A 21,411-nucleotide genomic window follows, 5' to 3' on the forward strand; every position below is an offset into this window, starting at 1 on the left:
AAGCGGCCCCTGAAAGCGTAAAGTGGAAATATGACCAGTAATCCCGGATCGTGGTGTGAACGACCCAAGCCGCAGGCTCCGTCGTGCGAGCTCCCGTCTCCGTGGAGCAAGCCGAAGCAGCCCGACAACTGGTGTGAGACGCCCAAGGATCCCGTGCTGAAGGTCCTCGACCTCGTGCTGAAGTCCGCCAGGCGGAAATAGCCGCGTGATAGAAGGCCAAGTGCCTGGGTAGTCGCCTCACTCGGACGGAGGAGGCGAACGATCGTGAGCGACACCCAGAAACTGGTCAGTGACCTTTCCGAACAGGTCTCCCGGCTGGTCAAGGACGAACTCCGCCTGGCCAGGATGGAACTCACCGCGAAGGGCAAGCGCGCCGGCTTCGGCGCGGGCCTGTTCGGGGCGGCCGGAACGGCCGCCTTCTTCGGCGCCGCCGCGCTGGTGGCCGCCGTCATCCTGCTCCTCGCCCTGGCCATGCCCGCGTGGGTCGCGGCCGCCGTCGTGGGGGTCGTCCTGCTCGTCGTCGCCGCCGTCCTGGGCCTGGTCGGCAAGAACCAGGTGCAACGGGCCACGCCGCCGGTCCCCGAGGAGACCATCGCGAGCGTCAAGGCCGACATCGACATGGTCAAGGAGAGGGCACATCGATGAGCGAGACGGATCCCGGATACAGCGAGCAGCACGCCGGCGACGTGGGCGCGCACCGGGCCACCGTGGGCGCCCCCACCGAGCCTGAGTCCGTCAACGTGCCTCCCACCAGGCCGGGCGCGACGGAGAACGCCAGGCGGGCGGAGGCCGCGCGGGAGGGCCACGAGACCTTCATCCCGGAAGGGCCCATCAGGGACGAGCGGGCCGAGGCCGTCGAGAGCCTGCGCACGGAGGAACGTTCCATGCGCGAGGTGCACCGGGCCGAACGCGCCCACGGCACCCGGAGGCGCGCCGACGACGAGGACGAGGACGACGGAAGAGCCGCCGTGCGCAGGGACATCGAGGAGACCCGCGAGCAGCTGGGCCGCACGGTCAGCGCGCTGGCGGACAAGGCCGACGTGAAGTCGAGGGCGAGCCACGCCGCCGAGGTGGCCAAGGGCCGGGCGGCCGAGGCCGCCGGGGCGTTCAGGGCCCGCGCCGCCGAGGCCGCGGGGGTGGCCAGGGACCGCGCCGGGGTGGCCGCCGCGGTGGCCAGGGAGCGGGCGGCCGAGACCGCGGGCGTGGCGAAGGAGCGGGCGTCCGAGGCCGCGGGAACGGTCAGGGCCCGTGCCTCAGAAGCCGCCGTCGTGATCAAGGACAGGACCTCCGAGATGGCCGGTCAGGTCGGCGAGCACACGCCCGAGCAGATGAAGGCCGTCGCCGTGGAGGCGAGGCGGCGTCCGGCGCTGCTCGTCGCCGTGGCCGCCGGGGCCGTGGCCGTCCTCGTCGTACGGCGGATGGCGCGGCGCCGCATGACCGCGCGCCGCACGTTCGTGGAGCGCGTGATGCGGGGCGACGCGGCGGGCCGCGTGAAGGCCCGCCTGACGAGCGGACGCGTGACGAGGGGCGGCGTCATCAAGGGCGCCGTCGTCAAGGGACGCCTGACGGGCCGTCCCGCGCGCCGTCGCCTGATGGGACTCGGGAGCAGGTAGGTGACGGTTTCCAGAGACGCCGCGGAACGGGCCGCCGGAGTGCCCGACGGCCCGGGCGAATTCCCCCGCCGGACCTGGTGGACGGTGCTGAAGCGGACGATCATCGAGTTCAAGAACGACCGTCTTCAGGACCTCGCCGCCGGGCTCACCTACTACGCGGTCCTGTCGATCTTCCCCGCGCTGATCGTGCTGGTGTCGGTGTTCGGGCTGCTGGGGCGGGGCGACGCCGCGGCCCAGCTCTCCGGCGTCATGGTGCTGGTGCCCGCCGAGGTGCGCGACCTGATGGTGACGAGCATCCAGGCGGCGCAGAACGGCGCGGGCGCCGCGAGCGCCGTGGCGATCGTCGGCCTGGTGGTCGCCCTGTGGTCGGCCTCCGGCTACATCGCGGCCTTCATCCGGGCCGGCAACACGATCTACGACATCGACGAGGGCCGCCCGTTCTGGAAGACGACCCCGCTGCGGATCGGCCTCACCCTGCTGGCCACCGTGCTGCTGGCGGTCGGCGCGATCGCCGTCACCCTCACCGGCGACCTCGCGGCGGCGCTCGGCCGCGCGCTCGGTCTCGGCGAGGCGGCCGTGCTCGCCTGGGACATCCTCAAGTGGCCGATCATGGTGCTGGTCGCCGCCGGGCTGATCATGCTGCTGTACTGGGCCGCGCCGAACGTGCGCCAGCCCGGCCTGCGCTGGATCTCGCCGGGCAGCATCCTCGCGATCGTGCTGTGGGTGATCGTCTCCGGCGGGTTCGCCCTGTACGTCGCCAACTTCGCGTCCTACAGCAAGACGTACGGCGCGCTGGCCGGGATCGTGGTGTTCCTGGTCTGGCTGTGGCTGTCGAACATGGCGCTGCTGCTCGGCGCGGAGTTCGACGCCGAGCTGATCCGGCAGCGCGCGATCGCCGGGGGCCGCCCGGCCGAGCGGGAGCCGTACGCCGTGCCCCGCGACGAGCCGAAGGCCGATAGCCTGCCGGAATGACACTTCGAACGGCCGCCGCCGGGCTCGGCCTGCTGCTGCTCGCCGCCTGCGGCGGTTGCGGGGCCGGCTCGGCGGTGAGCGACCTCGGCACGGTGGTCAAGGGCGCCAAGGGCGCCACCGTGCCGGTGGAGCTGCGCAGCGGGCAGCGCTTCTCGCTGGCGGTGACCGGCAACGCGTCGGTGGGCGACAGCTGGTCGCTGAAGGCCCTGCCGGACACGAAGGTGGTGTCGTTCATCAGCCAGGAGCACGAGGGCGACGGCGACCAGGTCGGCGGGGGCGGCACCACCTACTTCGTGTTCAACGCCAAGCAGCCGGGCACCACCGAGGTCAGGCTGTACGACTGCTGGCGCTGCGGCACCGGCGGGACGCCGGAGAACGAGCAGAGCCGCAGCGAGTCGGGCGAGGCCGTCTTCACGCTCACGGTGACGAAGGAGGGCCCGGCGACATCCCGCGGACCAGCACCTCCAGCACCGTCCGGGTGACGGCGGCGGGGTCGGCCGGGCCGGCGGCGAGCCGGCGCAGGCCCTCGCCGAGCACGTTCCAGCCCAGGTGGGCCACGAGGCCGGGGTCGTCGTGCCCGGCCTCGGCCAGGATCTCGCGCAGCGGGCCGATCATCGTCTCGTGGAGCTGGTCGAGCCGCTCGCGGCAGTCGGGCGGCAGGTCCACGGCGCTCAGGGCGCGCAGCAGCGCGTAGTCGGGATGCGCGGCGAACGACAGCGTCACCGTGCCGTAGGCGCGCACCCGGGTCTCCAGGTCGTCGCCGGTCGCCGCCGCGCTCGCCAGCCGGCCGGCCCAGCGCGGGATCGCGTCCTCGACGAGCTGGGCGAGGATGTCGGCGGTCGAGGAGAAGTAGCGGTAGACGCTGGAGCGGGCCAGCCCGACCCGGGCCCCGACGGCGGCCGGGGTGAGCCCGGCCGCGCCCTCGGCGGCCAGGATCTCCATCGCCGCCGCCAGCAGCGCGGCGTGCCGGCCCGCCCGATGGTCGGCCACCGTGGCCGCGCTGATCCTCGGCACCGCTGTCTCACTCCTCCTCGCGTCGTCCCACCCCAGTATCGGGCAGCAGCAGCGTCAGCCCGACCCCGCCGAACAGCACGATCCCGGTGAAGACGGTCACCCGGCGGGTGGCGTCGGCGGCCGCGGCGACCGCGGCGGCGTGCCTGACCGGGTCCTTGATCATGGCGACGGCCGCGCCCGCGCTGTCGCGCACCGCCTTGCCGAGCGCCGGGTCGGCCGGCAGGCGGTCGGCCATGGCCGAGCCGAGGCCGGTCACCAGCACCGAGCCGAGCACGGCGATGCCGATCGCGGCGCCGAGCTGGCGGATCGCGCTCTGCAGGCCGGAGGCGACGCCGGACTGCCGGGGCGGCACCTGGGCCAGCGTGAGGTTCGGGAGCTGGGCCGAGGCGAAGCCGACGCCGACGCCGTACACGACGAGCCAGGGCACCAGCGTCCAGTGGCCGAGCGACGGGGAGACCGACAGGCCGACCGCGATCGCGCCGACGGCCTCCAGGGCCAGGCCGAGCCGGACGATGAGGCGCGGGGTCAGCCGGAGCTTCGGCACCATGCCGCCGGCCAGGAACGTCCCGAGCGCCAGCGAGGCGATGACCAGGCCGGCCTCGAACGCGGTGAACGCCATCGCCGACTGCAGGAACAGCGGCAGCACCAGGATCATGCCGAACTCGCCGAGCGTGACGATCATCGCGGTGAGGCAGCCGTAACGGAAGGAGGGGATGGCGAGCAGCGACAGGTCCAGGATCACCGGCCGGCCCGCCCGCGCCCGCGCCCGCGCCCGCTCGACCAGCGTGAACGCCGTGAGCGCCAGCGCCGCCAGCGCGAACGCGAACGGGATGGGCGAGATCGAGTGCCCCTCGGCCGGGGCGAACCAGCCGTAGCGCTGGCCCTCGATGAGCCCGAACACCAGCGCCGAGGTGCCGATGACGGACAGCAGCACGCCGGGCACGTCCCAGCCGCGGGCGTCCGGGTCCTTGGACTCCGGCACCTTGAGCGTGCCGAGCAGCACGAGCAGGCCGATGGGCAGGTTCACCCAGAACGCCCAGCGCCAGCCGTGGCCGGTCACCAGCCAGCCGCCGAGCAGCGGGCCGAGCGCGGCCATGCCGCCGATGACCGAGCCCCAGACGGCGAAGGCGATCGTGCGGCGCGGCCCGACGTAGAGGGCGTTGATGACGGCGAGCGTCATCGGCACCACCATCGACGCGCCGACGCCCTGGAGCACGCGGGCGCCGATGAGCAGCGCGCCGCTGCCCGCCATGGCCGCGAGCACGCTGGCCACCAGGAACACGACCAGGCCCGAGGCGAACATGCGCCGGCGGCCGTGCGCGTCGCCGGTGCGGCTGAGCGGGACCAGCAGGGCGGCGAAGGTGAGCGAGTAGATCGAGTTGACCCACTCGACGTCGGTCGCCGACAAGGACAGGTCGGCCATGATCGCGGGGACGGCCACGTTCACGATCGTCGCGTCGATGATGATCATCGACATGCCGACGCCGAGCACGAAGAGGGGGAGCCAGCTCTGCCGGGTCCGCTCGTTTAGCGACACCATGTCCCTAAGATAGCAACGACCTGTCGCCAAATGCCGAGCCGATAGGGTCGGACCGTGAGCACAGACCTGTTCTGCGAGATCATCGCGGGCGAGCGGCCCGCTCACCTCGTGCACGCCGACGACGTGGCGGTCGCCTTCCTCGACGCCCGGCCGGTCTTCAAGGGCCACGTGCTGGTCGTGCCGCGCGTCCACGCCGAGACGCTGGCCGACCTCGGCGACGTCGGGCCGTTCTTCACCCGGGTGCAGGCCCTGGCGCGGGCCGTGGAGGAGGGGCTGGAGGCCGGAGGCACGTTCGTCGCCATGAACAACCGCATCAGCCAGAGCGTCCCCCACCTGCACGTGCACGTGGTGCCCCGGCACCGCAAGGACGGCCTGCGCGGCTTCTTCTGGCCCCGCACCAAATACGACTCCGCCGAGGAGGCCGAGTCGTACGCCGCCCGCGTCGCGGCGGCGCTCTGAGCCGCCGGACCGTCCGGTGTGCGCGGGCCCTGTGTGTTCGGGCTCCGGCCTCGGCTAGGCTTCGGCCGCGTGGAGTACGTCGTCGGCAGCGCCGTGGTCGCCGTGCTCGTGGGCGTGCCCGCGATCGTGCTCTGGCGCGTGCTCCGGGGCCGCCGCGAGCTGGGCACCAGCCCGGCCGAGCGGGCCACGTTCGAGACCCTGCACACCGCCTCGCTGGCCGCGCCGCCGCTGCGCGCCGGGCTCACCGAGGACGGCGCCGAGCGCGCCTCCCGGCACCTGCGCGCCCTGCTCAACTCGCCCGCCCTGGCCATCGCCGACGCCGAGCGGCTGCTCGTCTACGACGGCGAGGGCGACGACCACCACGCCGAGCACGCCTTCGAGCACGCCGCCGCCACCCTGGAGGACGGCCGCATCCAGGTGCTCACCCTCGACTGCGACCTGCTCGAATGTCCGATCAGGCAGGCCGTCGTGGTGCCGCTCACCACCGACGACCGGGTGGTCGGCGCGCTCATCGCCTACAGCCAGAGCGCCTCGGCCGGGCTGGTCCGCGCCGCCCAGGAGGTCGCCGGCTGGGTGGACTCCCAGCTCGAACTGGCCGAGCTCGACCGCTCGCGCACCCGGCTCATGGAGGCCGAGGTACGCGCGCTGCGGGCGCAGATCTCCCCCCACTTCATCTACAACTCGCTCACCACCATCGCCTCCTTCGTCCGCACCGACCCGGAGCGGGCCAGGGAGCTGCTGCTGGAGTTCGCCGACTTCACCCGCTACTCCTTCCGCCGGCACGGCGAGTTCACCACCCTCGCCGAGGAGCTGCGCTCCATCGACCGCTACCTGATCCTGGAGCGAGCCAGGTTCGGCGACCAGCTCCAGGTCACCCTCCGCATCGCGCCCGAGGTGCTGCCCGTCGCCGTGCCGTTCCTGTGCCTGCAGCCGCTGGTCGAGAACGCCGTACGCCACGGGCTGGAGAGCCGCAACGGCGTCGGCCGGATCACGATCGTCGCCGAGGACGCCGGGGCCGAGTGCCGCATCAGCGTCGAGGACGACGGCCTCGGCATGGACCCCGACCGGCTGCGGCTCATCCTCGCCGGGGAGATCGTCCCGGCGGGCGGCGTCGGGCTGGCCAACGTCGACGAGCGGCTGCGCCAGGTCTACGGCGACGAGTACGGCCTCGTCGTCGAGACCGGCGAAGGGGCGGGCACGAAGGTCAACATCAGGTTGCCGAAGTATCACCCGGGTGTCTCTGCCCGTTGACCTTGATCTTTGTTGTCGGTTTCATCACTGTCTATGGCACAACTCCGGGTTCTCGCGGTCGACGACGAGCTGCCCGCCCTCGAAGACCTGTCGTACCTGCTGCGCGCCGACCCCCGCATCGGCGAGGTCGCCACCGCGCGGGACGGCGCGCAGGCGCTGCGGCTGCTGGACCGCGCCATCGCCGACGGGCGGCCGATCGACGCGGTGTTCCTCGACATCCGCATGCGCGGGCTCGACGGGGTGGTGCTCGGGCGGCTGCTGTCGCAGTTCGCCAACCCGCCCCGGGTGGTGTTCGTGACGGCGTACGAGGAGCACGCCGTGGACGCCTTCGAGATCAAGGCCGAGGACTACCTGCTCAAGCCGGTACGGCCGGAGCGGCTGTCGGAGGCCATCCGGCGCGTCGCGGTCTCGGCGGACGTGCCCGCCGCCGACGGCGGCGAGAGCGACACGATCCCGGTCGAGCTGGGCGGGGTGACCCGCTTCGTCTCCAGCGCCGACGTCATCTACGTCGAGGCGCAGGGCGACTACGCCCGGCTGCACACCGCGGCCGGCAGCCATCTCGTCCGCATCCCGCTGGCCACGCTGGAGGAGCGGTGGGCCCCGGCCGGGTTCCTCCGGGTGCACCGCAGCCACCTCGTGGCCGTCAAACACATCGACGAGCTGCACATCGACTCGGGCAGGTGCACGGTCCGGGTGGCCGGCACCGAGATCCCGGTCAGCCGCAGGCACACGCGGGAGCTGCGCGACCTGCTGGTCCGGCGCGCACGGAAGGGACGCCCGGAATGACACTCGGGGAAACGCCGGGAACGCCGCCGGAGGAGCCGCGGCCCGGCCGGCGGGCGCGGCGGACCGCCGTGACCAGCCCGCGCACCGCCGCCGCGCGTCGCCCCCGCTATCCGGCCACCCGCGAGATCGACGAGCAGACCGGCCTCGGCGAGGTCTACATGCGCTCCCTGCTGCGCACCCAGTTCCGGCTGGCGCTGTTCGTCTGCACCGTCCTCGCCTGCGTGGTCGGCGGTCTGCCGCTGCTGTTCCTGCTCATCCCCGAGCTGCGCGAGGTCGAGCTGCTCGGCGTGCCGCTGCCGTGGGCGGTGCTCGCCGGGCTCATCTACCCCGCCTTCGTCCTCGGCGCCTGGCTGTACGTCCGCCAGGCCGAGCGCAACGAACGCCACTTCGCCGAGCTGGTCGAGCGCCGATGAGCCTCACCGCCGTGCTGGTCGTGGTGGTGGCGGCCGTGCTCATCGGAGCCTTCGGCATCCGCGTCTCGCGCACCACGTCCGACTTCTACGTCGCCTCCCGCACCGTCAGCCCGCTCTGGAACGCCTCCGCCATCGGCGGCGAGTACCTGTCGGCCGCCTCCTTCCTCGGCGTCGCCGGGCTCATCCTCGCCTTCGGCGTGGACATGCTGTGGCTGCCGGTCGGCTGGACCGGCGGCTACCTGGTGCTGCTGGTGCTGGTGTCCGCGCCGCTGCGGCGCTCCGGGGCGTACACGCTGCCCGACTTCGCCGAGGCCCGGCTGGAGTCCATGACCGTGCGCAGGACGGCGAGCGTGCTGGTCGTGCTCATCGGCTGGCTCTACCTGATGCCGCAGTTCCAGAGCGCCGGGCTGGTGCTGCGCGAGATCACCGGCGCGCCCCCGTGGGCGGGCGGGCTGCTGGTGGCCCTGGTCGTGGCGGTGAACGTGCTGTCCGGCGGCATGCGGTCGATCACGTTCGTGCAGGCGTTCCAGTACTGGCTCAAGCTGACGGCGCTGGCCGTGCCGCTGGTGTTCCTGCTCATGGCCTGGCGCGCGGACGGCGCGCCCGGGGTGAGCGCCGCGGACGCCGTCACCTGGCAGACGCCGCTCAGCGGGGGCAGGGAGTACGGGCTGTACTCGACGTACTCGCTGATCCTGGCCACGTTCCTGGGGACCATGGGGCTGCCGCACGTGCTCGTGCGCTTCTACACCAACCCCGACGGCCGGGCCGCCCGCCGTACGACGCTCGTCGTGCTCTCCCTGCTCGGCGCCTTCTACCTGCTGCCCGCCATGTACGGCTGGCTCGGCCGCCTCTACGCCCCCGACCTGACCCGCACCGACACGGTGGTGCTGACGCTGCCCGCCCGGATGATCGGCGGCACCCTGGGCGAGCTGCTGACGGCGCTGCTGACCGCCGGGGCGTTCGCGGCGTTCCTGTCAACCTCGTCCGGGCTGACCGTGTCCGTGGCAGGGGTGATCGCGCAGGACCTGCTCAAGGGCGGGGTGCGCTCGTTCAGGATCGCCACCCTCATGGCCGTGACGGTGCCGCTGGGCCTGGCGCTGTGGGCGCGCCAGCTCCCGGTGGCGGACGTGGTGGGGCTGGCCTTCGCGGTGGCGGCCTCGTCGTTCTGCCCGCTGCTGGTGCTCGGCATCTGGTGGCGCCGCCTCACGACGACGGGGGCGCTGGCGGGGCTGCTCGTGGGCGGCGGCCTCGCCTGCGGCGCGGTGCTGGCCACGATCACGGGGGCGCCGTACGACGGCTTCACGACGGCGCTGCTGGCCCAGCCCGCGGCGTGGACGGTGCCGATCGCGTTCGTGGTGATGGTGGCGGTGTCCTTCCTGACCCCGCACCGGGTGCCGGCGAACGTGGCGCGCGTCATGGTCCGCCTGCACACCCCCGAGAACCTGGACCTCAACCGCGGCGACTGGCGGCCCCGCTCGTCCTAGGGCTTTTCTCAGGGCAGGTAGGCCCTGGTGACGCGAGCCCGGTCGAAGGTGTGGCCGCGGTCGCAGTCGTGGCAGTAGCCGGTGATCGCGTCGCCGGCGATCGCGAGGTCGTCCATGTAGTGTTCGCGGCGCTGGGAGACGATGACGACCAGCTCGCCGGTCATCGCCGCCAGGGCCAGGGCCTCGGCGGTGCCGGACGTGGCGGTGCCCTTGAGCATGGCGGCGGCCGTGGCGGCCGGGTCGGGAGCGGGCTCGGCGTCGACGGTGAGCCGGGGCCGGCGGGCCGGCTCGGCCCTGATCGTGCCGTCGGGCGCCAGGGCCACGGGCGCCTGCCCGGCCTCGCGGAGGAGACGCAGGGTCTCCTCGGGCGGGCGGGCGGACAGCGCGACCGTGGGCGCGACCTGCTGGAGGGCGAGCTTGCGCAGCGACTTCGCGCGGCACAACCCGGTGAGCGTGACCGCGTCGGCGGCGATCACCACCGACGGGGTGGCGGCGACCTTGAGCGTGCCGTGCTTGCGCGCCGTGTCGGTGACAAGGTAGCGCAGGGCCTGCGGAACGTCCTTCGCGCTGTGCCGGGCCAGGCCCGCCAGCAGGGACTCGGCGTCGCCGCCCGCGTCGAGGGCCCGCCGCACGCTCCGCTCGGAGAAACGCCACACGCTCGCCCGGTCACGCGACTCCAGGTCGGCGCACGAGCCGAGGAAGGCGGCCAGGGCGGGCGCGGGAAGGCCGGTGACGATGGCGGTCAGGTCGTTCTGCAGCGTGACGGTGAGAGCGGGCACGGGAAACAGCGCCGCCAGCTCCTCCGGCTCCCCGCCGGAGGCGCCGGGGGCTGCGAGGTAGGCGCGGCCCAGGTGGGTGAGGGCGCCGTCGGTGGTGAGGCCGAGGAGGTCGCCCTCGCGGAGGGCGGCCGTCACGAAGGGCTCGGCGGCCGGCGGTGACTCGGCGGCGGCGCGGGTGCGCCAGTGGACGGCCGTCATCAGCCCGGACGCCTCCGCGCCCACGCCCTCGGCCAGGGTGCGGAGCGTGTCCAGGACGGCCCGGCGGATCGCCCCCGCCCCGCACTCGAACACGTAGGGCGGCGGCAGCGGGTCCAGGTGCCCCTCGCAGCACCCCACCACCCGGTGGGTCGCCGCCTGCGGCAGCCCGTGCCAGGCGGCGGCGAGCACCCGCCAGCGGGCGGCGGGGGAGCGGGCGAGCCAGTCGTCGGCCAGGGTGGTGCCGGTCAGCCGCTCGCCGCCGTCGGAGGCGACCAGCGCGGCGGCGTGGGCGACGTCGAGCCACAACGTCACCTCCTGCTCCGTGACGCCCAGCGCCTTGGCCGCCCGCCGCAGCTCCCGCGTGCCGACGCCGCCCGCCTTCAGCTCGGTGAGCGGCGTGTCGGTGGCCAGCTCGACCAGGGCCTCGACCAGGTCGAGCGCGCGCAGGGCGGCGCCCACCCCGTCGGCGGACGGCCCGGCCTCGCGCACGGGAACGTCGGGCTGCCCGGTCAGCGCCGGCCGCCAGTCGTCGCCGCGCAGCGCGAGGCCGATCTCGCGCGGCATCTCGTAGGCCCATCCGTCGCGCACCACGAACCCGGCCTCGACCAGCCGTTGCACCGGATGCGTACGAACCCCGGCCCCGAAGTGGACCTGCTCGCTCTCCAGCACCGGCCGTCCGGCAGCCATCGTCCGCAGCAGATCGGCCGCCTGACGGGGAAGGCGGGCGGCGCGGGCCCGGACCGCCGCGCCGTCGGCCAGCAGCCGCCCGGCCTCGGCCGCGAGCTCCGCCCGCCGGCCCCTGGCCCGGCCGCCGTGCGCGCTCACCAGCGTCTTCAGCATCTCGGCGCTCAGCTCACCGGCCAGCTCGCGCAGTGGCCTGCCCAGCCCGAACGGGTGCGCCCACAGCCCGCCACGGTGCGGCGAGCGTACGGAAGGGCCGTCGAGGGTGAGCAGGCCGTGGGCGGCGAGCGTGCCGAGCACCTCGCCGAGGCGGCCCCGGGGGTCGTGCAGGGCCGCCGCCAGGCGCTCGCGGGTCGTGGCCCCGCCCGCCGCCTGGACGGCCTGGCTGACCACGTGGCAGTCGGCGTCGAGGCCGAGCAGGACGGGGATGGCCGGCTCGGGCCGGGCCAGCAGGCGTTCGACCACGTCGAGCGAGGGAGCCGCCGCCAGCTCCGGGCGGTGCTCCAGGAGGGTGGTGAGTTCGGCGTTCGTGCGCGGCACGGCACGAGACTAGCGAGGACCGCCGACAGAACGCGGCCGAATCCCACCCCGGGACGTTCAGGAGGGCGGGAGCTCTCCGGAGCCGCGAGGGACCAGCTCCACGGGCAGCTTCACCAGCCGGGCCGCCCCCTCCGCCGGACGCAGCAGCAGGTCCACGGCCGTGCGCGCGAGCAGCGGGACGTCGTAGCGGACGACCGTCACCCCGGGGCTGAAGACGTCGGCGAGGGCGAAGTCGTCGAACCCCACGTACGCGGGCCGCTCCGGCCGCTCCCGCAGCGCCCGCAGGATCCCGATCGCGGCCCGGTTGTTGGCGGCGAAGAACGCGGTCGGCGGATCGGCCAGGTCGAGCAGCCGCGCCACCTCCTCCGCGACCCGGCAGGGGTCGAACACCCCGTGCACGACCAGCCCCTCGTCCACCGGCAGCCCGGCCGCCGCGAGAGCGGCGCGGTAGCCGGCGGCGCGCTCGTGGACGGAGCTCAGCCCGTCGTCGTCGGAGATCAGCGCGACCCGCCGGTGCCCGCGCGCCAGCAGGTGCTCGGTCGCGGCCCGCCCGCCGCGTTCGTCGTCGAGCACGACCACGTCGGCCGTCGCGAGGCCGGGCGGCAGCCGGTCCACGAACACCATCCTGAGGCTCGCGTGCTCGGCCAGCCATGCGTGGTCGGCCGCCGACGGGACGACGATGAGCGAGTCGACGCCCCGCGCCGCCATGGACTCGATGAGCATGCGCTCCTTGTCGGGGCTCTCCTCGTACGAGCCGAAGACGACCAGCGCCTCGTGCTCGGCCGCGGCGGCCTCCACGGCGGCCGCGAGCCGCGCGTAGAACTCGTTGGAGATGTTCTCCATGACCAGGCCGAGCGTCAGCATGGTCGCGCCCCGCGCCAGCCGGGCGGCGGCCTCGTTGCGGCGGTAGCCGAGCGCGCTGATGGCCGCCTGCACCCGCTGCTGCAGCGAGGCCCGTACGTGCGGCTCCTGGTTGACCACCCGGGAGACGGTCTTGAGGCTCACGCCCGCGTGCCTGGCGACGTCGGCCATGGTCGGCTTGCGCGTTGTCATACTCTGCCCCCATGGATGACGAATGCATGGATGACGAATGGATCTGTGGCCGGTTGGGCGAGGACGAGCCGTGGACGCTGGGCGCGGTCAATCCGCCGGTGTTCGAGAACTCGCTGTTCACGTTCGCGACGGCGGGGGAGCTGGGCGAGGCCATCAGGAACGAGGACGAGCGCTACGTCTACTGGCGGGGGACCAACCCGACGGTCGATCTCGCCCAGCGTAAGCTGGCGGCGCTGGAGCGGGGAGAGCGGGCCAAGTGTTTCGGCTCGGGGATGGGCGCCATCGCGGCGACGATCTCGTCGCTGGTGTCGGCCGGTGACCACGTGCTGGTGCTGGGCGCGATCTACGGGCCGACCACGCAGTTCCTGCGCTACCTGGAGAAGTTCGGGGTCACGCATACGCACGTGAGCGACCTCGCGGAGTGTGACAGCGCTATCAAGGAGCGGACGCGCCTACTCTACTTCGAGTCGCCCTCCTACATGGCGTACGCGATCGTGGACATCGCCGAGGTCGCGGCCTGGGCGCGGGAGCGTGGGCTGGTGACGGTGATGGACAACACCTGGTCCACGCCGCTGTTCCAGAAGCCGCTCACGCTGGGCGTGGACCTGGTGGTGCACTCGCTGTCGAAGTACGTGGGCGGCCACAGCGACCTGGTCGGCGGCGTCGTGATCGGCCCGTCCCGGCTCATCAGGCCGCTCGCGCTGACCGAGTACCAGCTCTACGGCGCCGCCATGTCGCCGCACGACGCGGCCAAGGTGATCAAGGGGCTGCGCACTCTGCCCGTCCGCATGCCGGCCCACCAGGAGCGGGGGCTCGCGGTGGCGCGGTTCCTGGCCGGCCATCCCGCCGTGCGGGAGGTCAACCATCCGGGCCTGCCGTCGCATCCGGGGCACGCGGTCGCGCTGCGGCAGATGTCGGGGTTCTCCAGCCTGTTCAGCATCGAGCTGGCGACGGACGACACCGATCAGGTCGCGATTTTTCTCGACAAACTCCGGCACTTCAGGATCGGCGTGTCCTGGGGCGGTTTCGAGAGCCTGGTCAACGCCCCCGCCCTGTCCACCGAGGAGAGCGTACGCGCCACGATGGGCATCCCGGCCGGCCTCGTCCGCCTGTCCGTCGGCCTCGAACCGGCCGACACCCTGATCAACGATCTCGACCAGGCACTGAAGGCGCTGAAGGGGGTGAACGGGATCACCGACCGCTCATCGCGCGAGAAGGACCTTTCACCGCAGGTCCGCCCCAACTAATCGCCGCTCGGCGGCGGCTCGGCGAACAACCCCTTCCGGGACCTCCACGCGGGGTACGTTGCGCTCTTACGTTGAGCGTGATCCGCATCACAGTGGAGGTCTCGTGACGACTCAAGAACATGACGCATCGGTCTATGAAACCGTTCGGGAGAGCAGTGAGTTCCAGGAGCTGAAACGCCGCTTCCGGGCCTGGACGTTCCCCATGACCGTGGCGTTCCTCGTGTGGTACCTGCTCTACGTCGTGATGTCGGGCTGGGCGCGCGGGTTCATGGCCACCAAGGTCCTCGGCGACATCAACATCGGGTTGATCTTCGGGTTGCTGCAGTTCGTGTCCACGTTCCTGATCGCGTGGGCCTACTCCAGGCACGCCGAGAAGAAACTCGATCCCATCGCCGACAAGCTGCGCCACGAGGTGGAGGAGAAGACGAAGTGAGCTCCACCACCCTGGGGATGATCCTCTTCCTCATCTTCGTCGCCGCGACGCTGGCGATCACCTTCTGGGCGAGCCGCCAGACCAAGACGGCGGCCGACTACTACGCGGGCGGCCGCTCGTTCAGCGGCGTGCAGAACGGCCTGGCGATCGGCGGCGACTACATGTCGGCCGCCTCCTTCCTCGGCATCGCGGGCATCATCGCGCTGTCCGGCTACGACGGGTTCCTGTACTCGATCGGGTTCCTGGTGGCCTGGCTGGTCGCGCTGCTGCTGGTCGCCGAGCTCATGCGCAACTCCGGCAAGTTCACCATGGCCGACGTGCTGGCCTTCCGGATGAGCCCGCGCCCGGTCCGCACGGCCGCCGGCGTCTCCACCATCGTGGTCAGCATCTTCTACCTGCTGGCCCAGATGGTCGGCGCGGGCGCGCTGGTCGGCCTGCTGCTCGGCATCACCGGCGACGCGGGCAAGGCGTGGACGATCGTCGGCGTGGGCGCCCTGATGATCGTGTACGTGGTCTTCGGCGGCATGAAGGGCACCACCTGGGTCCAGATCGTCAAGGCCGTGCTGCTCATGAGTGGCGCCGCGCTGGTGACGCTGCTGGTGCTCGGCAAGTACGGCTTCAACGTCTCGGCGCTGCTCGGCGAGGCCGCCGCGACGAGCGGCCCCAAGGCCAACCCGGAGTCCTTCCTCAGCCCCGGCCTGAAGTACGGCACCGAGGCGCAGGGCCTGGCCGGCAAGATCGACCTCATCAGCCTCGGCCTCGCCCTGGTGCTGGGCACGGCCGGTCTGCCGCACATCCTGATCCGCTTCTACACGGTCCCCACCGCCAAGGACGCCCGCAAGTCCGTCCTGTGGGGCATCGGCATCATCGGCGTCTTCTACCTGCTCACCCTGGTCCTCGGCTTCGGCGCGGCGGCCCTGGTCGGCAAGACGGCGATCACCGAGGGCGACGCGGCGGGCAACACGGCCGCGCCGATGCTGGCCCAGAAGATCGGCGAGGAGATCTTCGGCTCGGTCGGCGGCACGATCCTGCTCGCGTTCATCGGAGCGGTGGCCTTCGCCACGATCCTGGCCGTGGTCGCCGGCCTCACCCTGGCCTCCTCCTCCAGCTTCGCCCACGACCTGTACGCGCACGTCTTCAAGCGCGGCCAGGCCAGCGAGCGGCAGGAGGTCATGGTGGCCCGCGTCTCGGCCTTCGTCATCGGCGCCGTCGCGATCGGTCTCGGCATCCTCGCCCAGAAGCAGAACGTGGCGTTCCTGGTGGCCCTGGCCTTCGCGGTCGCGGCCTCGGGCAACCTGCCCGCCATCCTCTACAGCCTGTTCTGGCGGCGCTTCAACACGGCCGGCGCGGTGTCGGCCATCTACGGCGGCCTGGTCTCCGCCCTCCTGCTGGTGATCTTCTCGCCGGTGGTCTCCGGCGCCCCGACGGCGTTGTTCAAGGATGTGGACTTCCACTGGTTCCCGCTGAGCAACCCGGGCATCGTGTCGATCCCGATCGGCTTCCTGTGCGGCTGGCTCGGCACGATCCTGAGCAAGGAGCACAACGAGGCCAAGTACGCCGAGATCGAGGTCCGCTCCCTGACCGGCGTCGGCGCGGAGAAGGCCGACCCGCACTGACCGCGAGCGTGAGGCGCCTCCTGCCCTGAGGGCGCCTCTCCGCGGAAGGCGCCCACCCCCGCCCGGGCGCCTTCCGCACCGAAGGGCCCGGTCTCGGTGACGAGGCCGGGCCCTTCTCGCGTGCCGCCGCCGTCAGGGGCGCAGCCGGTGGAACAGCTCCACCCGGACGCGGTGGTACTCGACGTCCTCCTCGTCGTGCGCCACCCCTGAGCGGGCGGCCTTGCGGAAGTAGGCGTGCTCCCTGCGCAGCTTGTGCCTGACGAGCTGGGCGATCGACTCCTCGTCCAGGCGGGCCGCCGTGCCGCCCTCCTCGTGGTAGGCGGCCACGAACTCCGCGCTCGGCCCTTTCACGTCGTCGCCCCACTCCAGGGCGGCGGCGGCCAGCTCCAGCTCAGGGGCGCCGACGAAGCTCTCGTCCCAGTCGAGAACGGCCACGATCCGGCCGTCCCTGGCCAGGGTGTTGCCGGTGTAGTAGTCGCCGTGCAGGGGGTGGCGGACGGGGTGGGCGGCGTGGAAGGCGCGCAGCCAGCGGTCCAGGCCGGGGTCGTCCAGCTCGGTGGCGTCCTGGGGCGGTTCGCCGTACAGGCCGGACTCCTGGAAGGCGGGCACCGGGCGCGGGCCGGGACGGCAGCCGGCCAGGGACCTGTGCAGCCTGGCGAGCAGACGGGCGCCGGCCGCGCGCTGGGCCGGGAGGTCGGAGTCCGGCCAGGCGCCCTCGACGTACGGCCAGCAGGAGATCGGGCGGCCCTCCACCACGACGACCGTCGCGCCGCCGGCGGTCGGCAGCGGGGCGACGGCCTCGGGCAGGCCGGCGGCGGCGTGCCGGGCGACCGCGTGGCACCACTCCGACTCGGCGGCGCTCCGCCACGCGGGGCCGACGCGGACGACGTGCCCGTCGAGCCGGTAGGCGGCGGACTCCTCTCCGCCGTGCAACCGCTCACCCTCTCCCGTGACACCCCAGGCCGAAGCCACGGCTTCACGGATCTCCCGGGTGAGGGGCGTCGTGACGAAGATCATCCCGCCAGCCTACCCGCCGTCGTCCGGCGGTATCGTCGGACTTTTCATGCAGGATTCTGGCGAGGAGCGGCGGTGTCACGAGACGGGCGTCGGCTGCGGCCGGTCGACCTGGCGCGCGCGCACGGGCTGTCCACCCAGGCCGTACGCAACTACGAGGAGGCGGGCATCCTGCCGCCCGCGGACCGGACGGCCGCCGGCTACCGCGCCTACACGCCCCGGCACGCCCAGGCGTTGCGGGCGTTCCTCGCCCTGGTGCCCGCCCACGGGCACGCGACGGCCACCGCGATCATGCGGGCCGTCAACGAGGGCGCGGTCGAGGAGGCGCTGCGGCGCGTCGACGAGAGCCACGCCCAGCTCCTGGACGACCGCCGCACCCTGGAAGCGGTGGAACGCGCCCTGACCGACCTCACCTCTTCCCCCGATGGGGAGCACGGGCCGGACGCGACGTTCATCGGCCCTCTGGCCCGCCGGCTCGGGCTGCGCCCCGCCACGTTGCGCAAGTGGGAGCGGGCCGGGCTGGTCCGCCCGCGCCGCGACCCGCAGACCGGCTACCGCGTCTACTCGGCCGCCGACGTCCGCGACGCCCGGCTCGCGCACCAGCTCAGGCGCGGCGGCTACCTGCTGGAGCAGATCGCCCCGCTCATCGAGCAGGTGCGCGCCGCCGGCGGCGTCGAGCCCCTGCGGGACGCCCTGGACGGCTGGCGCGACCGCCTCTCGGCCCGTGGCCGCGCCATGCTGTCGGCCGCCGCCGAGCTGCACGCGTACCTGTCCCCGCCCACGTGAGGACCGCTACGCGTCGTTAGTCACTTTTGGCATAGGGTCCTGGAAGGGCATCGGACCGGGGGAGGAGCACCAGTTGAACGTCAGCCGACCCCCGGCCGCCGGCGCCACCGCCGCCATGGAACGCTGCCGCGGACTGCTCGAACCCGCGCTCCGCGAGGCCGTCGCCGGCCTGCACCCGTGGAGCTCGCGGATGGCCGGGTTCGCGCTCGGCTGGTCCGACGCGGACGGCCGCCCCCAGACCGGGGACGGCGGCAAGGGTGTGCGCCCGGCCATCGTCCTGCTCGCCGCCGAGGCCGTGGGCGCCGACGCGGCCGCCGCGCTGCCCGGGGCGGTGGCGGTGGAGCTGGTGCACGCGTTCTCCCTGGCGCACGACGACATCATCGACCACGACGAACGGCGCAGGCACCGCGAGACCCTCTGGAAGGCGTACGGACCAGGGCCCGCCCTGCTGACCGGCGACGCGCTGCTGGCCCTGGCCGTCGCCCAGCTCGCCGCCGCCCCGGAGGCGATGCGGCTGCTGTCGGCGGCCCTCACGGAGCTCGTCCACGGGCAGAGCGCCGACATGGCCTTCGAGAACCGACCCTGGCGCGGGCCCCACGCGGTCACCGTCGAGGAGTACACGCAGATGGCGGCCGGCAAGACCGGCAGCCTGCTCGGGGCCGCCGCGGCGCTCGGCGTCACGCTCGGCGGGGCGTCGCGGCAGACCGCCGACGCGATGGGCCGGATGGGGCGCGACCTGGGAGTGGCCTTCCAGGTCGCCGACGACGTGCTCGGCATCTGGGGCGATCCGGCCGTCACCGGCAAACCCGTGCACAGCGACCTGCGGCGCGAGAAGAAGACGCTCCCCGTGCTGTGCGCGCTCGCCGCGGGCGGGACGGCCGCCCGCGAGCTGTCGGCCGTCCTGGCCGCGGGACTGGAGGACGAGGACGCGGTGCGGACGGCGGCCCGGCTGGTCGAGGAGGCGGGCGGGCGCGCCGCCGCCGGCACGCTGGCCGCCCGCCACCTCTCCGGGGCTCTCCACCTCCTGGACGCGCACCTTCCCGGGGCGGCGGACCTGCGCGCCCTGTGCGAGTCCCTGGTCAACCGCACTCACTGACCACCGGCGGCCCGGCGGGTACGGTCTGACCACCGGCGGCCCGGCGGGTACGGTCAGCCCGCCGGGCGGGAGGCCTCGTCCAGAAGGGCGAGCTCCTCGCCGCTCAGCTCCAGCTCGGCCGCCGCCATCAGCGCCCCCAGCTGCGCGACGTCGCGCGCGCTGGAGATCGGCGCCACCACCGTCGGCTGCGCCGCGAGCCAGGCCAGCGCGACCGACGCCTGCTGCACGCCCCGCGCGTCGGCCACCTCGGCGAGCGCCCGCAGCGTGCGCTGCCCGTGCTCGGTGGCGAGGTATTCGGCCGCCGACGCGGCCCGCGGGCTCTCCACGGTCACGCCGGGCGCGTACTTGCCGGTCAGGAAGCCGCGCGCGAGCCCGAAGTACGGGGTGCTGGCCAGCCCTTCCCGCGCCACGACGTCCCGCAGCTCGCCCTCGTAGCCGCGCTCCACCAGGTTGTACTCCTGCTGCAGGGCGACGTACCTGACGAGTCCTTCCTTGTCGGACAGCTCGACCGCCTCGGCGAGCCGCCGCGCCGTGTGGTTGGACGCGCCGACGTAGCGCACCTTGCCCTCGCGCACCAGGTCGTCGAACGTGGACAGGGTCTCGATCAGCGGCGTGTCGTGGTCGTCCACGTGCGCCCAGTAGAGGTCGATGTAGTCGGTGCGGAGCCGCCGCAGCGAGTCCTCGACCGCGGTGCGGATGGTCGCCGGAGCCAGGCCGCGCAGCCCCTCCAGCATGCCGACCTTGGTGGCGAGGACGACGGAGTCGCGGATGCGCCGCTCCGCCAGCCACTCACCGATGATCATCTCGGACGTGGACTCGCCGGTCACCCAGGACGGGTAGACGTCGGCGGTGTCGATGAAGTTGCCGCCGCCCTCGACGTAGGCGTTGAGCACGGCGAACGAGGCCTCCTTGTCGGCCGTCCAGCCGAAGACGTTCGTGCCGAGTGCTATCGGGAAAACGGACAGGTCCGTGGTGCCTATCGATCTCATCCCGCTATTATCCGACGATCCGACAAGGAGGCCCGGATGGCGCCCCGATTACGTGGATGCCTGGTCGGCGCGGTGGTCGCCGGCGGTCTGTTCCTGCTCGGGCTGGTCGTGCTGCTGCCCCGCGGCGCGCAAAGGGCAGGCCCGGAAACCACCGCTCCCGCGTCCGTAACCCCCAGCCCGTCACCGGCGGCCGAGGTCGTCGACGAGCGGCGCCTCGACGAGCGCAGGCTGGAGCTCACGATCCGCTCCCCGGCACTCGGGGACGAGACCACCAAAGTGCGCCTGCTCCTCCCGGACGGCTGGGAGTCCCGCCGCGACTGGCCCGTGCTCTGGCTGCTGCACGGCGGGCTCGACGACCACACCTCCTGGACGGCCAGGACCGACGTGGCCGCGCTCACCCGCGACACCGGCGTCATGGTCGTCATGCCGGACGGCGGCAAGTGCGGCAGCTACTCCGACTGGTGGAACGGCGGCCACGGCGGCCCGCCCCGCTGGGAGACCTACCACCTGCGCGAGCTGCTCCCCCTCCTCGAATCCCGCTACCGGGCCGGCCGGGACCGCGCGATCGCCGGCTACTCGATGGGCGGCCAGGGCGCGATGCTGTACGCGGCCAAGGGCCTGTTCAAGGCGGCCGCCTCCTTCAGCGGCGCCGTGAACATCACCGCCCCCGGCGTCCCCCAGGCCGTGATGGCCGGCACGACGGTCGGCTGCTTCGGCACCGACTGGAAGCGCGTCTGGGGCGACCCGGAGGAGCAGCGGCAGGTGTGGCGGGCGCACAACCCGTACGACCTGGCGGAGAAGCTGAAGGGCGTCGAGCTGTACGTGGCCGCCGGCGAGGGCGACCTGGTAGAGGACCTGGCCAACCGCGCCGCCCGCTCCTTCGCCGCCCGCCTCGACGACCTCGGCATCCCGGTGCGCACGCACTTCTACCGTGGCGGGCACAACCACATGTACTGGCAGCGTGAGCTGCACCGCGCCTACCCGATGCTGGTGTCCGCGATCGGCGCGCGGTGAGCCCGCTCACAGGGGCCGGAGAGGGCGTGACGACGGCGCGGCGGTGCCGCTAATCTTCGTGCTGTGGTGACGGGTGACGTGCGCACGCGCATCCTTGACGCGGCGGAGGAGCTGTTCGCGGGATCCGGCTACGAGGCCACACCGACGGCTGTCATCGCCAAGCTCGCCAGGGTGCCCGGAGGGATCGTCTCCGACTACTTCCCGCGCAAGATCGACGTACTGGTCGCGCTGATCGACGAACGCACCCACATCGAGGAGGGGCGCGACGTCGACGCGGTGCCGGGCGACCCGGCGGGCACCCTCGCCCGGCTCGCCCGCGCGCTGCCGCTGCGCGCCTCCCCGGCGATGCGGCGCATCCTGTTCCGCGAGGCCGACACGCACGGCTCGGTCAAGGAGCGGCTCGGCCGCCTCAACGGCGAGCTCGTCCGGCGTG

General features: G+C 73.2%; 21 protein-coding genes and 1 pseudogene. 16 read left to right on the forward strand and 6 right to left on the reverse strand.

What is annotated here, in order from left to right:
* Positions 1 to 264 precede the first annotated feature (264 nt).
* From ACBR40_RS18625 to ACBR40_RS18640, 4 genes are read left to right on the forward strand one after another with little or no spacing between them, the layout of a single operon-like run.
* Positions 265 to 645: a phage holin family protein gene (locus tag ACBR40_RS18625; protein ID WP_344211853.1), complete on the forward strand. Its 381-nt coding sequence runs from the start codon at positions 265 to 267 to the stop codon at positions 643 to 645.
* Positions 642 to 1,613, forward strand: coding sequence for a DUF3618 domain-containing protein (locus tag ACBR40_RS18630; protein WP_371249529.1), 972 nt, complete (start codon positions 642 to 644; stop codon positions 1,611 to 1,613). Before ACBR40_RS18625 ends, ACBR40_RS18630 begins: the two co-directional genes overlap by 4 nt.
* Entirely contained in the window at positions 1,614 to 2,585 is a 972-nt protein-coding gene (locus tag ACBR40_RS18635) for a YihY/virulence factor BrkB family protein (protein WP_344211849.1), read from the forward strand.
* Positions 2,582 to 3,067: a protease inhibitor I42 family protein gene (locus tag ACBR40_RS18640; RefSeq protein WP_371249530.1), complete on the forward strand. Its 486-nt coding sequence runs from the start codon at positions 2,582 to 2,584 to the stop codon at positions 3,065 to 3,067. The genes ACBR40_RS18635 and ACBR40_RS18640 overlap by 4 nt, the downstream gene beginning before the upstream one ends.
* Here ACBR40_RS18640 and ACBR40_RS18645 read toward each other — a convergent pair.
* Positions 3,003 to 3,599: a TetR/AcrR family transcriptional regulator gene (locus ACBR40_RS18645; RefSeq protein ID WP_344211845.1), complete on the reverse strand. Its 597-nt coding sequence runs from the start codon at positions 3,597 to 3,599 to the stop codon at positions 3,003 to 3,005. The two genes, ACBR40_RS18640 and ACBR40_RS18645, sit on opposite strands and share 65 nt — an antisense overlap.
* 7 nt (positions 3,600 to 3,606) lie before the next feature.
* Positions 3,607 to 5,139, reverse strand: coding sequence for an MFS transporter (locus ACBR40_RS18650; RefSeq protein ID WP_371249531.1), 1,533 nt, complete (start codon positions 5,137 to 5,139; stop codon positions 3,607 to 3,609).
* A 54-nt stretch (positions 5,140 to 5,193) separates the two neighbouring features.
* On the opposite strand from ACBR40_RS18650, the gene ACBR40_RS18655 reads away from it, so the two are divergent.
* From ACBR40_RS18655 to ACBR40_RS18675, 5 genes are all read left to right on the forward strand, one after another.
* Positions 5,194 to 5,598 carry an HIT family protein gene (locus tag ACBR40_RS18655; RefSeq protein WP_364444716.1) on the forward strand — a complete coding sequence of 135 codons (405 nt, stop codon included), beginning with the start codon at positions 5,194 to 5,196 and terminating at the stop codon, positions 5,596 to 5,598.
* A 69-nt stretch (positions 5,599 to 5,667) separates the two neighbouring features.
* Positions 5,668 to 6,849, forward strand: a complete 1,182-nt coding sequence (locus tag ACBR40_RS18660; protein ID WP_329574333.1) for a histidine kinase — start codon at positions 5,668 to 5,670, stop codon at positions 6,847 to 6,849.
* Positions 6,850 to 6,882: 33 nt separating this feature from the next.
* Positions 6,883 to 7,635 (forward strand): LytTR family DNA-binding domain-containing protein, encoded by a 753-nt coding sequence (locus ACBR40_RS18665; protein WP_344211838.1) that lies wholly within the window; start codon positions 6,883 to 6,885, stop codon positions 7,633 to 7,635.
* Positions 7,632 to 8,048, forward strand: coding sequence for a hypothetical protein (locus ACBR40_RS18670; protein WP_344211836.1), 417 nt, complete (start codon positions 7,632 to 7,634; stop codon positions 8,046 to 8,048). Before ACBR40_RS18665 ends, ACBR40_RS18670 begins: the two co-directional genes overlap by 4 nt.
* Positions 8,045 to 9,532, forward strand: coding sequence for a cation acetate symporter (locus ACBR40_RS18675; protein WP_371249532.1), 1,488 nt, complete (start codon positions 8,045 to 8,047; stop codon positions 9,530 to 9,532). The genes ACBR40_RS18670 and ACBR40_RS18675 overlap by 4 nt, the downstream gene beginning before the upstream one ends.
* A gap of 8 nt (positions 9,533 to 9,540) precedes the next feature.
* On the opposite strand, the gene ACBR40_RS18680 is transcribed toward ACBR40_RS18675, so the two are convergent.
* Complete coding sequence (locus ACBR40_RS18680) at positions 9,541 to 11,730, reverse strand: helicase-associated domain-containing protein (RefSeq protein ID WP_371249533.1); 2,190 nt, start codon at positions 11,728 to 11,730, stop codon at positions 9,541 to 9,543.
* Positions 11,731 to 11,787: 57 nt separating this feature from the next.
* A complete protein-coding gene (locus ACBR40_RS18685) occupies positions 11,788 to 12,783 on the reverse strand; it encodes a LacI family DNA-binding transcriptional regulator (protein ID WP_371249534.1) in 996 nt (331 codons plus the stop codon).
* A 26-nt stretch (positions 12,784 to 12,809) separates the two neighbouring features.
* Here ACBR40_RS18685 and ACBR40_RS18690 point away from each other — a divergent pair, with 26 nt between their 5' ends.
* The 3 genes from ACBR40_RS18690 to ACBR40_RS18700 all read left to right on the forward strand — a co-directional run bounded on the left by ACBR40_RS18690 (position 12,810) and on the right by ACBR40_RS18700 (position 16,079).
* Complete coding sequence (locus ACBR40_RS18690) at positions 12,810 to 14,030, forward strand: PLP-dependent aspartate aminotransferase family protein (RefSeq protein ID WP_371249535.1); 1,221 nt, start codon at positions 12,810 to 12,812, stop codon at positions 14,028 to 14,030.
* A gap of 103 nt (positions 14,031 to 14,133) precedes the next feature.
* Positions 14,134 to 14,463: a DUF485 domain-containing protein gene (locus ACBR40_RS18695; RefSeq protein WP_371249536.1), complete on the forward strand. Its 330-nt coding sequence runs from the start codon at positions 14,134 to 14,136 to the stop codon at positions 14,461 to 14,463.
* A gap of 17 nt (positions 14,464 to 14,480) precedes the next feature.
* On the forward strand, positions 14,481 to 16,079 hold the full coding sequence (locus ACBR40_RS18700; RefSeq protein WP_371249624.1) for a cation acetate symporter: 1,599 nt from the start codon (positions 14,481 to 14,483) through the stop codon (positions 16,077 to 16,079).
* Positions 16,080 to 16,211: 132 nt separating this feature from the next.
* Here ACBR40_RS18700 and ACBR40_RS18705 read toward each other — a convergent pair whose 3' ends face one another.
* Positions 16,212 to 17,096, reverse strand: coding sequence for a phosphotransferase enzyme family protein (locus ACBR40_RS18705; RefSeq protein ID WP_371249537.1), 885 nt, complete (start codon positions 17,094 to 17,096; stop codon positions 16,212 to 16,214).
* Positions 17,097 to 17,168: 72 nt separating this feature from the next.
* Here ACBR40_RS18705 and ACBR40_RS18710 point away from each other — a divergent pair, with 72 nt between their 5' ends.
* The gene (locus ACBR40_RS18710) at positions 17,169 to 17,879 is read left to right on the forward strand and encodes a TioE family transcriptional regulator (protein WP_371249538.1); all 711 of its coding nucleotides are present in this window, start codon (positions 17,169 to 17,171) and stop codon (positions 17,877 to 17,879) included.
* Between the two features lie 73 nt (positions 17,880 to 17,952).
* Positions 17,953 to 18,975 carry a polyprenyl synthetase family protein gene (locus tag ACBR40_RS18715; RefSeq protein ID WP_371249539.1) on the forward strand — a complete coding sequence of 341 codons (1,023 nt, stop codon included), beginning with the start codon at positions 17,953 to 17,955 and terminating at the stop codon, positions 18,973 to 18,975.
* 53 nt (positions 18,976 to 19,028) lie between these two features.
* On the opposite strand, the gene ACBR40_RS18720 is transcribed toward ACBR40_RS18715, so the two are convergent.
* Positions 19,029 to 19,964 carry an aldo/keto reductase gene (locus ACBR40_RS18720; protein WP_344211819.1) on the reverse strand — a complete coding sequence of 312 codons (936 nt, stop codon included), beginning with the start codon at positions 19,962 to 19,964 and terminating at the stop codon, positions 19,029 to 19,031.
* Positions 19,965 to 20,000: 36 nt separating this feature from the next.
* On the opposite strand from ACBR40_RS18720, the gene ACBR40_RS18725 reads away from it, so the two are divergent.
* The gene (locus ACBR40_RS18725) at positions 20,001 to 20,978 is read left to right on the forward strand and encodes an alpha/beta hydrolase (RefSeq protein ID WP_371249540.1); all 978 of its coding nucleotides are present in this window, start codon (positions 20,001 to 20,003) and stop codon (positions 20,976 to 20,978) included.
* 78 nt (positions 20,979 to 21,056) lie between these two features.
* Positions 21,057 to 21,194, forward strand: a pseudogene (locus ACBR40_RS18730) (helix-turn-helix domain-containing protein); the annotation flags it as partial.
* Positions 21,195 to 21,411: the final 217 nt, after the last annotated feature.

The organism is Nonomuraea sp. AD125B, assembly GCF_041402765.1.
GTDB classification, from domain to species: Bacteria; Actinomycetota; Actinomycetes; order Streptosporangiales; family Streptosporangiaceae; genus Nonomuraea; species Nonomuraea bangladeshensis.